This is a genomic window from Neobacillus novalis NBRC 102450, from assembly GCF_001591805.1.
In the GTDB taxonomy this organism is placed as follows: Bacteria; Bacillota; Bacilli; order Bacillales; family Cytobacillaceae; genus Neobacillus; species Neobacillus novalis.
Genome location: NZ_BCVP01000007.1, coordinates 61,185 through 73,506, shown reverse-complemented (window position 1 = coordinate 73,506; position 12,322 = coordinate 61,185). Strand labels below are relative to the sequence as shown.

Genomic DNA, 12,322 nt, shown 5'->3' with positions numbered 1-12,322 from the left:
TTGGTAGAGGAGGAGTTTAATTGGAATACTTAAAATGGTCTAGTGAGGACAATATCGCGACAATCACGCTTCAGCGTCCACCGGCAAATGCCCTTTCATCAGGTCTACTAAGGGAATTGTCGGCAGTGCTGGATGAAATTGAACCGAATCGTGAAATCCGGGTCGTTGTCATTCACGGCGAAGGGCGCTTTTTCTCGGCTGGTGCGGACATTAAAGAATTTACCACCGTTACTTCGTCTGAAGGTTTTACCAATCTTGGCAAGTATGGACAAGATTTGTTTGACCGGATGGAGAAATTTCCAAAGCCAATTATTGCCGCAATTCATGGGGCAGCCCTTGGCGGCGGTCTGGAACTCGCGATGGCTTGTCACATCCGCCTTGTCAGCGAAACCGCTAAACTTGGTCTTCCGGAGCTGCAGCTTGGGCTAATCCCTGGATTTGCCGGCACGCAGCGTCTGCCGAAATATGTTGGCACGGCGAGAGCAGCGGAAATGCTGTTTACCTCTGAACCTATCACTGGAGTAGAGGCCGTTCAATACGGTTTAGCCAATCATGCCTATCCAGAAGAAGAAGTATTGGAGAAAGCCCATAAACTGGCTGATAAAATTACCAAGAAAAGTCCCGGCGCAATTAGCGCTGCTATTCAACTATTAAACTATGCGAAAACAGCCGAGTTTTATGAGGGAATGAAAAAGGAAGCGGAGCTGTTTGGCGAAGTATTCGTCTCGGCTGACGCAAAAGAAGGCATCCAAGCGTTTATGGAAAAAAGACAGCCTCACTTTAAAGGTGAATAAACTTACCTTAGCGGATTGACCGCAAAGGTTTTGTTTGTATAAAAAATTTTCCCAATCTTTCAAACTGAGCGAATGCTCGAAATTATATTAGGAGGGGACCACTAGCATGAACATTTATGTATTGATGAAAAGAACCTTTGATACGGAAGAAAAGATTACCCTTAAAGGTGGAAAAATCAATGAGGATGGTGCTGAATTTATCATCAACCCATATGACGAATATGCGATTGAAGAAGCAATCCAAGTCCGCGATGCTAATGGCGGCGAAGTAACGGTTATTTCTGTAGGCGGTGAAGAATCGGAAAAGCAGCTCCGTACTGCATTGGCGATGGGCGCAGATAAAGCCGTTCTCATTAATACAGAAGACGATGTTGAAAATGCGGACCAATTCACGACAGCAAAAATTCTCGGTGAATTTTTAAAAGATAAGGATGCTGATTTAATCATTGGCGGAAATGTTGCCATTGATGGCGGAACAGGACAGGTTGGCCCGCGTGTTGCCGAACTGCTTAACATTCCTTACGTGACTACAATTACCAAGCTTGAAATCAATGGCAGCAGCGCAACGGTCACTCGTGACGTTGAAGGGGATTCTGAGATCATCGAAACAAGCCTGCCGCTATTAGTAACGGCACAGCAAGGTCTGAACGAGCCGCGCTATCCTTCCTTACCGGGAATTATGAAAGCGAAGAAAAAGCCGCTTGATGAATTGGAATTAGACGATCTTGATCTTGATGAAGATGATGTGGAGGCAAAAACAAAAACAATCGAAATTTATTTGCCGCCTAAAAAAGAAGCTGGAAAAGTTTTGGCTGGGGATTTAAACGATCAGGTAAAAGAACTTGTTCAACTTCTTCATACTGAAGCAAAAGTAATCTAATCGTTTTTTTCAAAAATTGTTCTTTCAGGAGGTCATCATACATGGCAAGAAAAGTATTGGTATTAGGAGAAGTTCGTGACGGATCACTAAGAAATGTATCATTTGAAGCAATTGCTGCTGCAAAAACAGTTGCAGAGGGCGGAGAAGTAGTCGCTGTATTAGCGGGCGAAACTGTAAGCGCTTTAGGCACAGAATTAGTGCAATATGGAGCTGACCGTGTTGTCGTAGTTGAAAATGATAAATTAAAGCAATATACTTCAGATGGTTTTGCGCAAGCGTTGCTAGCTGTGGTTGACCAAGAAAAACCGGAAGGGCTGGTATTAGGTCATACTGCTCTCGGAAAAGATCTTGCGCCGCGAATTGCCGGCAAGCTCTCATCAGGACTTATTTCTGATGCAGTGGCCGTTGAAGCAGCCGGTGGAAATATCGTCTTTACAAGACCGATTTATTCCGGTAAAGCCTTTGAAAAGAAAATTGTCACCGACGGATTAATTTTTGCGACGGTCCGTCCAAATAATATTGCGCCATTAGCACAGGATGAAAGCAGAAGCGGTGAGGTTTCCTCCCTTTCCGTTGACATCAAAGACCTTCGCGCCATCATTAAAGAAGTTGTAAGAAAAGCTAGTGAAGGCGTGGATTTAAGTGAAGCAAAAGTGGTTATCTCTGGCGGCCGCGGCGTGAAGAGTGCGGAAGGATTTGAACCGCTAAAAGAATTGGCTAATGTTTTAGGCGGTGCTGTTGGAGCATCCCGTGGTGCCTGTGATGCCGATTATTGCGATTACTCCCTGCAAATTGGCCAAACCGGTAAAGTGGTTACACCAGACCTTTACATTGCCTGCGGTATTTCCGGTGCGATTCAACATTTAGCTGGCATGTCCAACTCGAAAGTAATCGTCGCTATCAATAAAGATCCTGAAGCAAACATCTTTAAAATAGCGGATTACGGAATCGTCGGCGACCTGTTCGAAGTGGTGCCATTATTAACAGAAGAGTTTAAAAAGTTAAAAGTTCATTCATCATAACTTACGTGAAGCGAGCGGTGCGAATGCCGCTCGCTGCATCTTTTTTAGGAATACATAGAACAAAACAAGGGGAAAATGAATGAGGAGAGCAATTTATTAGCTTGATTTTCCAATCAATGTTATACTTTCGGTAGTATTTCAGTATTAATTAGGAGGGCAATTTAAATGGCTATTTCACACGTAACAGATCAAAACTTTTCTGCTGAAACAGGTTCAGGCCTTGTACTTGTAGATTTCTGGGCGCCATGGTGCGGACCTTGTAAAATGATCGCTCCCGTTCTTGAAGAACTTGATTCAGAAATGGGCGATAAAGTAAAAATCACTAAGCTTGATGTCGATGACAACCCGCAAACAGCGGCTAATTTCGGTGTTATGAGCATTCCAACCTTGTTGGTTATGAAAAATGGCGAAGTCGTTGATAAAGTAGTCGGCTTCCAGCCTAAAGAAGCATTAGCAAGCGTATTAGAAAAGCACGTATAAACGATTGAAACTTCAAAAAACCTTAGCTGGAAACCATTCTAGCTGAGGTTTTTTTGCATGGAAAGGCTTTTAAGAAAAACCTCCCACTATCATTTGTTGGCGGTTTGTTTTAAAATTTAAGGATAATGAAAAAAGATGGATGGGAGTGGCCGGAATGAATGAAATTATCAAGCAGAAACTGACACTGCTGCCGGATCAGCCTGGCTGCTACTTAATGAAAGACCGGCAGGGGACAATTATTTATGTAGGGAAAGCAAAAGTATTAAAAAATCGTGTACGCTCTTATTTTACAGGTTCGCACGATGGCAAAACGCTCCGGCTTGTTAACGAAATCGAGGACTTTGAATATATCGTAACCTCTTCCAACATTGAAGCACTTTTGCTGGAATTAAACCTAATCAAAAAATACGATCCAAAATACAATATCATGCTGAAGGATGACAAAACCTACCCGTTTATAAAGCTGACAGCGGAAAAACATCCGAAACTAATTATCACAAGAAAAGTAAAAAAGGACAAAGGCAAATACTTTGGTCCATATCCAAACGTTACCGCAGCCAATGAGACAAAAAAACTGCTTGACCGGATTTATCCGCTCCGCAAATGCTCGACGCTTCCCGATCGCGTCTGCCTGTACTACCATTTAGGGCAGTGCCTGGCACCATGTGTCAATGAAGTCGCCGAAGAACAATACAAACAAATGACCGATGAAATTACCCGCTTCTTAAATGGCGGTTACAAGGAAATCAAAAAAGAGCTCACCGAAAAAATGACCGCTGCAGCTGAAGAGTTGGATTTCGAGCGGGCAAAGGAATTTCGCGATAAAATCATCCATATTGAAACGATTATGGAAAAGCAAAAAATTACGATGACTGATTTCACCGACCGAGATGTGTTTGGCTATGCAGTCGATAAAGGCTGGATGTGTGTCCAGGTCTTTTTTGTCCGCCAAGGAAAGCTCATCGAACGGGATGTCTCCATGTTTCCCATTTATAACGAGCCAGAGGAAGAAATCTTAACGTTCCTTGGGCAATTTTATACAAAAGCCAATCACTTTAAACCAAAGGAAATTTTAATACAGAATGAAGTTGATCTAAGCCTGGCAGAACAGCTGCTGAAGGTAAAAGTTCTGCAGCCGCAACGGGGGCAGAAGAAAGACCTCGTCAAAATGGCGATAAAAAATGCCAAAATTGCTCTGAATGAAAAGTTTTCTTTAATTGAAAAGGACGAGGATCGGACAATTAAAGCGGTAGAAACCCTAGGCGAGCTTTTAGGAATCTATACCCCTCACCGGATTGAGGCATTTGATAACTCCAACATTCAAGGGACCGACCCCGTGTCGGCAATGGTTGTTTTTATCGATGGCAAGGCAAATAATCGAGAATATCGCAAATACAAAATAAAATCGGTTAAGGGCCCCGATGATTATGAATCAATGCGGGAAGTGACGAGAAGAAGGTATTCGCGGGCCTTAAAGGAAGAACTGCCGCTGCCGGATTTAATTATTATTGATGGTGGAAAAGGGCATGTGGAGGCAGTCAGGGATGTGTTAGAAAATGAGCTAGGCTTGGATATCCCGCTTTCAGGGCTTGTGAAGGATGAAAAACACCGAACATCCCAGCTCCTATACGGCAATCCATTGGGGATTGTTCCACTGGCAAGAAACAGCCAGGAGTTTTATTTACTTCAAAGAATCCAAGATGAGGTTCACCGCTTTGCCATTACTTTTCACCGCCAGCTTCGTGGTAAAAGCGCCTTTCAATCGTTGCTGGATGATATTCCAGGCATTGGCGAGAAACGAAAAAAATTATTATTAAAACAGTTTGGCTCAGTGAAAAAAATGAAAGAAGCGGGTGTGGAGGATTTCACAGCACTTGGAATTCCGATAAATGTCGCAGAAGAATTAATCAATAAACTTCATTCAGAATGATTGTCAGAAAAAAAAGAACATGCTATAATAAATGAAAATTTAATTTACTATCACTTTTACGTATTAAAGTGAAGGTAGAGGTGCGAGCTTCAAGAGTAGTGGTTCTGAGAAGGATGAGCTTCTGAGAAGAATCATAAAAGGGAAGGTTCGCCGAAGTAAAGAAGATCTCATTTCTTTCTTTGCTGGTCCTGTGTTGAATAAATACTGGATTGTCAAGACGTCTGTCTTGGAGAGCTATCTTACATTGTGTGCGCAAGAATTTTTTGTGTTTATAAAGCAATGAGATGCCCTTCTCATTGCTTTTTTTGCGTTAATGGGGAAAAAATAACGTATTCAATTGAAAGAGGGAGAAGTCAGGTATGGGGCTTATTGTACAAAAATTCGGGGGAACCTCCGTCGGCAGTGTAAATAAAATTTTAAATGTGGCAGCATGTGTGAAAGAGGAGATAGAGAGGGGCAATAATGTAGTTGTCGTTGTTTCCGCGATGGGAAAATCGACCGATCAGCTTGTCGGATTGGCAAAAGAAATTTCACCACAGCCAAATAAGCGGGATATGGATATGCTCCTTTCCACTGGTGAGCAAGTGACAATTTCGCTCCTGTCATTGGCCTTGAATCAACAAGGAATAGATGCCGTTTCTTTTACCGGCTGGCAGGCAGGAATCGTGACAGAACCTGTCCATGGAAACGCAAGAATCTCGAATATTAATACCGATGCCATCCAAAACCAGCTATCAGCGAGTAAAGTTGTCATTGTGGCTGGATTCCAAGGAATAACAGAAAACGGCGAAATCACCACACTTGGTCGCGGCGGTTCTGATACAACAGCTGTAGCATTAGCGGCTGCCCTAAAAGCAGATAAATGCGATATTTACACGGATGTGACCGGAGTGTTTACAACCGATCCAAGGTATGTAAAAGACGCCCGCAAATTACTATCTGTTTCTTATGATGAGATGCTTGAGCTCGCTAATTTAGGTGCGGGTGTACTGCATCCAAGGGCAGTAGAGTTTGCCAAAAACTATCAGGTTAGACTTGAGGTTCGTTCAAGTATAGAGAAAATCAAGGGTACAGTCATAGAGGGGGAAGCAGCAATGGAACAAAATCTAGTTGTCCGCGGTGTAGCATTTGAAGATGAAATCACGAGAGTTACCGTATTAGGTCTCACCAACTCACTAACAAGTTTATCAACCATTTTTACTACGCTCGCTCAAAATAATATCAACGTTGACATCATTATCCAAAGCACAACAGAAGCAGGAACAGCCAATTTGTCGTTTTCCATCCATACAAATGATTGGCTTGAGACACTAAATGTACTTGAAGATAATAAAGAGGTTCTCGGTTATGAGCAGTTGGATGCAGAAAATAAACTAGCAAAAGTATCCATCGTTGGCTCGGGAATGATTTCAAACCCAGGTGTGGCGGCAAAAATGTTCGAAGTACTAGCAACTAACAATATCCAAATCAAAATGGTTAGCACATCCGAAATTAAAGTCTCAGCAGTAGTTGAAGAAAAAAACATGCTAAAAGCAGTAGAAGCCCTACATAGAGCATTTGGACTTGGGAATAATTAGAAAATGGTGTCAGGCACCGTCCTTAGGACGGTGCCTGACACCATGAAAATGAACCGTAGAATTAAAGGTGGTCTTTGTTATCCCATTTGACGGTGAATTGGACTTTATTGGATTTCTTTACTGGGTGCTCGAAGGTTTCAGCGATGACTTCTTTTTGAAGTTGGATTTGCTGGGCAAGAAAGCCTGCTTCAAGCTGGAAAAATTGCTCCGCTTTTGATTTCACACGAGACACGATTAAAGGGCTGATTAGTTCAAATTCAAGTTCGTTTTTATTTTCTTTTTTTATTTCTAGCTGGCCCCATGAAGCATCAGCGAAAAATTCGATGACTTTATCATAATCAGGTAATGGGAATTTTCGTGCTAGCAGTTTTCCCGCCCAATACAAGATTTCCGGGGTATCTTTCCCTAGAATCTCAGGCAGAAGGATCTCCCTGATTAGTTCATAACCGAATATGGAGATGGTTCTTGGTTCTACAGCATTTAGATTTTGATCAACAACTTGGCTTTCTTTCACATGTTTCCCCTCTTTCTATCATTCTATTATATCAATTAGTGTTTAGTTTCAGAACCGTTTACTCTGAAAAACTGATAGAAGAATTAATTATATTGCAATATTTTTTCATATTTTCCATCATAATTATCTTTTCCTTACAGACGAAAATTCCTACAGTAAGAAGTTGGTAATTAAAAAGAAGAAAATATAGTTAAATATCATGTCATCCAGTGAAATAAAGGAAATAAATACCAAACCATAATAATATCAATATATTTTAAAAATTTTATTTTTAGTAAAGAATTGTGTATCCGTTTTCTTGACGCTCTATGATGATGGGAGTAAAATGGACATGTCACATTATTGTCACAGTGATGCTTTTGTTTTAATTCTTGAAGGGGAATAAGAGAGAGTGGAAACTTAACATCATTTTTTACAAATTAAAGGGGGGTAAAATAATGGCGGGTAATCGAGAGTTTGTTAATCGCAGATTGCATTCGCTGCTGGGCGTTATTCCAATCGGGTTATTCCTAGTGCAGCATCTTGTAGTCAACCATTTTATCACAGGAGGACCGGAATCGTTCAATAAGGCTGCAGGTTTTATGGGAAATCTGCCTTTCCGGATTGTTCTGGAAACTGTAGTAATCTATTTACCAATACTATTTCACGCAATTTATGGACTTTATATTGCTTTTACTGCTAATAGCAATGTCAACAGGTATGGTACATATAGGAACTGGATGTACATACTGCAGCGTATATCCGGTGTGATTACACTGATATTTATTGCATGGCACGTATGGCAAACACGCGTAGCTGCAGCATTTGGAGCCGAGGTTTCCTATGACATGATGCATGATATTCTTTCATCACCATTTATGTTCGTTTTCTATTTAGTTGGGGTTCTTTCAACCATTTTCCATTTTGCCAATGGTTTATGGTCATTCCTAGTTAGCTGGGGAATCACTGTGTCACCACGTTCACAAGTCATTTCTACATACGTGACAATTGGTGTTTTTGTTGTTCTAGCTTTTATTGCGGTTCAAACACTAGTTGCATTTGTTTCTTAATAGAAAAGCGGAAGTGCCCGTTTAGCGCTGGAGCTGGACAGTTATCAAAGTTTAAAGATTAAAATTTTGCTATCATTAAGTAAAGCTTCGGAAAAATAAGGAATTTTTGATTGAGGGAGTGAGTCACGAATGAGTAAGGGTAAAGTGATTGTAGTCGGCGGCGGCTTAGCGGGCCTAATGGCTACCATCAAAGTTGCAGAATCAGGAACACCGGTAGAACTATTTTCGTTAGTTCCGGTTAAGCGTTCTCACTCTGTTTGTGCCCAAGGCGGTATTAATGGAGCAGTAAATACAAAAGGTGAAGGGGATTCTCCGTGGATTCACTTTGATGATACTGTTTATGGCGGCGATTTCTTAGCGAATCAGCCTCCAGTGAAGGCGATGTGTGACGCGGCACCATTTATTATTAATTTATTTGACCGGATGGGAGTTATGTTTAACCGTACTCCTGAAGGATTACTAGATTTCCGTCGCTTTGGCGGAACACAGCATCACCGGACAGCATTTGCAGGTGCAACAACTGGCCAACAATTACTTTATGCATTGGACGAACAGGTTCGCCGCCATGAAGTGGACGGTTTGGTGACAAAGTATGAGGGCTGGGAATTCCTTGGTACCGTTATTGATGATGATGGCGTCTGCCGCGGGGTTGTCGTTCAAAACCTTAAAACGATGGAAATTAAATCGTTCTCTGCTGATGCTGTCATCATGGCAACAGGCGGCCCTGGGATTATTTTCGGCAAGTCAACCAACTCCGTTATTAATACTGGTTCTGCTGCATCAATCGTTTATCAACAGGGTGCTACTTACGCAAATGGTGAGATGATCCAAATCCATCCTACTGCCATCCCTGGTGATGATAAGCTGCGTTTAATGAGTGAGTCAGCACGTGGTGAAGGCGGCCGGATTTGGACATATAAAGATGGAAAGCCATGGTACTTCTTGGAAGAAAAATATCCTGCATACGGAAACCTTGTACCACGGGATATTGCCACACGTGAAATTTTTGATGTTTGCGTTCGTCAGAAGCTTGGAATTAATGGCGAGAACATGGTATTCCTAGATTTATCTCACAAGGATCCGCATGAATTGGATGTAAAACTGGGTGGTATTATCGAGATTTATGAAAAATTCATGGGCGATAATCCACGTAAAGTTCCGATGAAAATTTTCCCTGCTGTTCACTATTCGATGGGTGGACTATGGGTTGATTATGACCAAATGACAACCATTCCAGGACTATTTGCCGCTGGTGAATGTGATTACTCACAGCATGGTGCAAACCGATTAGGTGCAAACTCATTGCTTTCTGCTGTATACGGCGGAATGGTCGCAGGACCAAACGCTGTTAAATATATAGATGGACTTGAGAAGAGTTCTGAGGCAGTATCGTCTTCCGTGTTTGACCGTCATGTGAAAGAGCAGGAAGAGAAATGGAATTCGATCATGTCACTAAGTGGTACTGAAAATGCTTATGTCCTTCACAAAGAGCTAGGGGAATGGATGACAGATAACGTAACGGTTGTCCGCTACAACGATCAGCTGCTAAAAACGGACGAAAAGATTCAGGAACTTCTGGAACGTTACCAAAACATTAACATTAATGATACATCTAAATGGAGCAACCAAGGAGCAGCATTCACGCGTCAATTACAAAATATGCTGCAATTGGCCCGCGTCATTACGATTGGTGCATACAACAGGAATGAGAGCCGTGGCGCTCATTATAAGCCTGATTTCCCTAAACGGAATGATGAGGAGTTCTTAAAAACAACAATGGCTAATTTCGTTGATGCGAAGACTGCTCCGGAATTCCATTATGCTGATGTCGATACCTCATTACTAAAACCGCGTGAGCGCGATTACACGAAAAAACATTAATAGAAAGGGGAGTAGGAAAGAATGGCAGAAAATAAAACGGTGAAATTTACAATTATGCGTCAGGATAGCGAAAATTCTGATGCATATGAGGAAGAATTTGAAATTCCTTATCGTCCGAATATGAACGTGATTTCGGCATTAATGGAAATTCGTAAAAACCCTGTCAATGCAAAGGGACAAGCTACTACCCCAATCACTTGGGATATGAACTGTCTTGAAGAGGTTTGCGGCGCCTGTTCAATGGTGATCAACGGCAAGCCGCGTCAATCTTGTTCAGCACTTGTGGATCAATTAACGCAGCCGATTCGCTTAGAGCCAATGAGAACATTCCCTGTCGTCCGTGACCTTCAGGTTGACCGGAGCAGAATGTTTGATTCCTTGAAAAAAGTGAAAGCATGGATTCCAATTGACGGAACCTATGATCTAGGACCTGGGCCGCGGATGCCTGAGAAAAAACGTCAATGGGCATATGAGCTTTCTAAATGTATGACATGCGGTGTTTGTTTAGAAGCATGTCCAAATGTAAACAGCAAAACCAACTTCATGGGACCAGCTGTATTTAACCAAGTTCGCTTATTCAATGCCCACCCAACCGGTGAAATGAATAAAGCGGAGCGTTTAAACGCCTTTATGGAGGACGGCGGAATGCAGGGCTGTGGTAACTCGCAAAACTGCGTGCAAGCATGTCCGAAAGGAATTCCGATCACGACTTCAATCGCGGCAGTTAACCGCGAGGCTACAATGCAAGCATTTAGAAACTTTTTCGGCAGTGATCACGCCTAATATTTTTTCAAACCTTCTTTTCTTATTGGAAAAGAAGGTTTTTTGTTGTTTACCTAGCGAGAATACTAAATGGTTCTTTCCAAAACATTTTGCTATACTTGTAACTAACAATGCCCTATTGAAAAGGAAGGTATATAAAAGTGAAATCAAAGCTTCCATTGATTATTATTCTAACGGGTCTGATTTTTTTAGGAATTGGAATCTGGCAAATGGTAGATGTAAAAATACAAACAAAGGCATCTCTTGAGAAAGCAAAGGAAATCATCACGGGGCAGTCTGGGGAACCGGCGCAAAAAAGAGACAAAAACAGCCCGCCGCCAGAAATGGGTGATACTGTCGGCCTGTTAACGATTCCCAAAATCAAAGCAGAATTAGCGATTGTCGAGGGCACAAATCCGGATGATCTTGAAAAGGGGGTAGGCCATTATAAAGGCTCCTATTTTCCAGGCGATCTCGGACAAATTGTCTTGTCCGGCCACCGGGATACCGTATTCCGTCGCTTAGGCGAGCTGAAACTTGGCGATTCCCTAAAGATGCAAATGCCATATGGAAACTTTACCTACGAAATTACGCATACAAAAATCGTTAAGTCCGATGACACCACTATTATTACCTTGCAGCATGAAAAGGAAGAACTAATCGTAACAACCTGCTACCCGTTTCGCTATGTAGGCAACGCACCAAAACGATATATTATCTATGCCAAGCTTAAAAGTTCCTAGAATGATTAGGGGCTTTTTTAATTTCGTAAAAGAAACTATAATAAAGAAAAAATATGAATATTCATTCATTTTAAAGGAGATTTTTAAAATGGGAAAAGCAGCGTACATCGAGGATTTTCATCAATGGGAGCGGGAGTTTGAATTTCATATCCCAGTCACGGTTCGTTTCTCTGAAACGGATATGTTTGGGCACATGAATAATACGGTTCCATTTGTTTATTTCGAAGCGGCCAGGATTGAATTTTTTCAAGCCATCGGGTTAATGCAGGAATGGACAAAGCCGGAAAGTGAAACGATTCCCGTGGTAGCCGATCTTCAATGTGACTTTTTACAGCAAATCTTTTTCGATGAGAAGCTAACGATTTATGTGAAGGCACAATCTGTTGGGAATTCGTCTGTCGACCTACACTATCTGGTGAAAAAAGAAGATGGGTCTGCCGGGTTTGTTGGCAGAGGAACGATGGTGCAGATCTCGAAACGGACGGGCAGAGGGGTTGTGTGGACAAAGGAAATGAGAAATTTGCTTGTCAGCCACAAAAAAGTTGGAATATAATCGTAATTTTTTTTAATAAAATCGTTCTCCTCAAAGCAAATATAGTCACTTCAATTGTACCCTTCACATAAGATATGGTGACTAAATATATACCCAACCCCACGATTCATTACTGGCGAAGGCAAGGAGGGTTACAA

At 41.8% G+C, this 12,322-nt stretch carries 12 protein-coding genes and 1 riboswitch; of the genes, 11 read left to right on the top strand and 1 reads right to left on the bottom strand.

Going from position 1 to position 12,322, the window contains the following annotated elements; translation table 11 throughout:
* Positions 1 to 20: 20 nt before the first annotated feature.
* The 6 genes from BANVL01_RS04935 to BANVL01_RS04910 all read left to right on the top strand — a co-directional run bounded on the left by BANVL01_RS04935 (position 21) and on the right by BANVL01_RS04910 (position 6,683).
* Positions 21 to 794 carry an enoyl-CoA hydratase gene (locus tag BANVL01_RS04935; protein ID WP_066090657.1) on the top strand — a complete coding sequence of 258 codons (774 nt, stop codon included), beginning with the start codon at positions 21 to 23 and terminating at the stop codon, positions 792 to 794.
* 106 nt (positions 795 to 900) lie between these two features.
* Positions 901 to 1,674 carry an electron transfer flavoprotein subunit beta/FixA family protein gene (locus tag BANVL01_RS04930; protein WP_066090654.1) on the top strand — a complete coding sequence of 258 codons (774 nt, stop codon included), beginning with the start codon at positions 901 to 903 and terminating at the stop codon, positions 1,672 to 1,674.
* 41 nt (positions 1,675 to 1,715) lie between these two features.
* Positions 1,716 to 2,696 (top strand): electron transfer flavoprotein subunit alpha/FixB family protein, encoded by a 981-nt coding sequence (locus BANVL01_RS04925; RefSeq protein WP_066090651.1) that lies wholly within the window; start codon positions 1,716 to 1,718, stop codon positions 2,694 to 2,696.
* Between the two features lie 165 nt (positions 2,697 to 2,861).
* Complete coding sequence (gene trxA / locus BANVL01_RS04920; protein WP_066090648.1) at positions 2,862 to 3,176, top strand: thioredoxin; 315 nt, start codon at positions 2,862 to 2,864, stop codon at positions 3,174 to 3,176.
* A gap of 154 nt (positions 3,177 to 3,330) precedes the next feature.
* On the top strand, positions 3,331 to 5,106 hold the full coding sequence (gene uvrC, locus BANVL01_RS04915; protein WP_066090645.1) for an excinuclease ABC subunit UvrC: 1,776 nt from the start codon (positions 3,331 to 3,333) through the stop codon (positions 5,104 to 5,106).
* A 67-nt stretch (positions 5,107 to 5,173) separates the two neighbouring features.
* Positions 5,174 to 5,351, top strand: a riboswitch (Lysine riboswitch).
* 114 nt (positions 5,352 to 5,465) lie between these two features.
* A complete protein-coding gene (locus tag BANVL01_RS04910) occupies positions 5,466 to 6,683 on the top strand; it encodes an aspartate kinase (RefSeq protein ID WP_066090642.1) in 1,218 nt (405 codons plus the stop codon).
* A gap of 61 nt (positions 6,684 to 6,744) precedes the next feature.
* Here BANVL01_RS04910 and BANVL01_RS04905 read toward each other — a convergent pair whose 3' ends face one another.
* Positions 6,745 to 7,197, bottom strand: a complete 453-nt coding sequence (locus BANVL01_RS04905) for a YslB family protein (protein ID WP_066090639.1) — start codon at positions 7,195 to 7,197, stop codon at positions 6,745 to 6,747.
* A 437-nt stretch (positions 7,198 to 7,634) separates the two neighbouring features.
* Here BANVL01_RS04905 and BANVL01_RS04900 point away from each other — a divergent pair, with 437 nt between their 5' ends.
* The 5 genes from BANVL01_RS04900 to BANVL01_RS04880 all read left to right on the top strand — a co-directional run bounded on the left by BANVL01_RS04900 (position 7,635) and on the right by BANVL01_RS04880 (position 12,185).
* The gene (locus BANVL01_RS04900; protein ID WP_066090636.1) at positions 7,635 to 8,246 is read left to right on the top strand and encodes a succinate dehydrogenase cytochrome b558 subunit; all 612 of its coding nucleotides are present in this window, start codon (positions 7,635 to 7,637) and stop codon (positions 8,244 to 8,246) included.
* 129 nt (positions 8,247 to 8,375) lie between these two features.
* Complete coding sequence (sdhA, locus tag BANVL01_RS04895) at positions 8,376 to 10,127, top strand: succinate dehydrogenase flavoprotein subunit (RefSeq protein WP_066090634.1); 1,752 nt, start codon at positions 8,376 to 8,378, stop codon at positions 10,125 to 10,127.
* A gap of 21 nt (positions 10,128 to 10,148) precedes the next feature.
* A complete protein-coding gene (gene sdhB, locus BANVL01_RS04890) occupies positions 10,149 to 10,910 on the top strand; it encodes a succinate dehydrogenase iron-sulfur subunit (RefSeq protein ID WP_066090631.1) in 762 nt (253 codons plus the stop codon).
* A gap of 140 nt (positions 10,911 to 11,050) precedes the next feature.
* Complete coding sequence (srtD, locus tag BANVL01_RS04885; RefSeq protein ID WP_156482195.1) at positions 11,051 to 11,632, top strand: class D sortase, LPxTATN-specific; 582 nt, start codon at positions 11,051 to 11,053, stop codon at positions 11,630 to 11,632.
* An 88-nt stretch (positions 11,633 to 11,720) separates the two neighbouring features.
* Entirely contained in the window at positions 11,721 to 12,185 is a 465-nt protein-coding gene (locus BANVL01_RS04880; RefSeq protein WP_066090625.1) for an acyl-CoA thioesterase, read from the top strand.
* The last annotated feature ends 137 nt before the right edge of the window (positions 12,186 to 12,322 follow it).

Excerpts from the sequence above, each read along its gene's own strand:
- BANVL01_RS04900 (WP_066090636.1), top strand. The coding sequence starts at position 7,635 with ATGGCGGGTAATCGAGAGTTTGTTAATCGCAGATTGCATTCGCTGCTG.
- sdhB (WP_066090631.1), top strand. The coding sequence starts at position 10,149 with ATGGCAGAAAATAAAACGGTGAAATTTACAATTATGCGTCAGGATAGC.
- sdhA (WP_066090634.1), top strand. The coding sequence starts at position 8,376 with ATGAGTAAGGGTAAAGTGATTGTAGTCGGCGGCGGCTTAGCGGGCCTA.
- BANVL01_RS04930 (WP_066090654.1), top strand. The coding sequence starts at position 901 with ATGAACATTTATGTATTGATGAAAAGAACCTTTGATACGGAAGAAAAG.
- BANVL01_RS04910 (WP_066090642.1), top strand. The coding sequence starts at position 5,466 with ATGGGGCTTATTGTACAAAAATTCGGGGGAACCTCCGTCGGCAGTGTA.
- BANVL01_RS04880 (WP_066090625.1), top strand. The coding sequence starts at position 11,721 with ATGGGAAAAGCAGCGTACATCGAGGATTTTCATCAATGGGAGCGGGAG.
- uvrC (WP_066090645.1), top strand. The coding sequence starts at position 3,331 with ATGAATGAAATTATCAAGCAGAAACTGACACTGCTGCCGGATCAGCCT.
- trxA (WP_066090648.1), top strand. The coding sequence starts at position 2,862 with ATGGCTATTTCACACGTAACAGATCAAAACTTTTCTGCTGAAACAGGT.
- BANVL01_RS04925 (WP_066090651.1), top strand. The coding sequence starts at position 1,716 with ATGGCAAGAAAAGTATTGGTATTAGGAGAAGTTCGTGACGGATCACTA.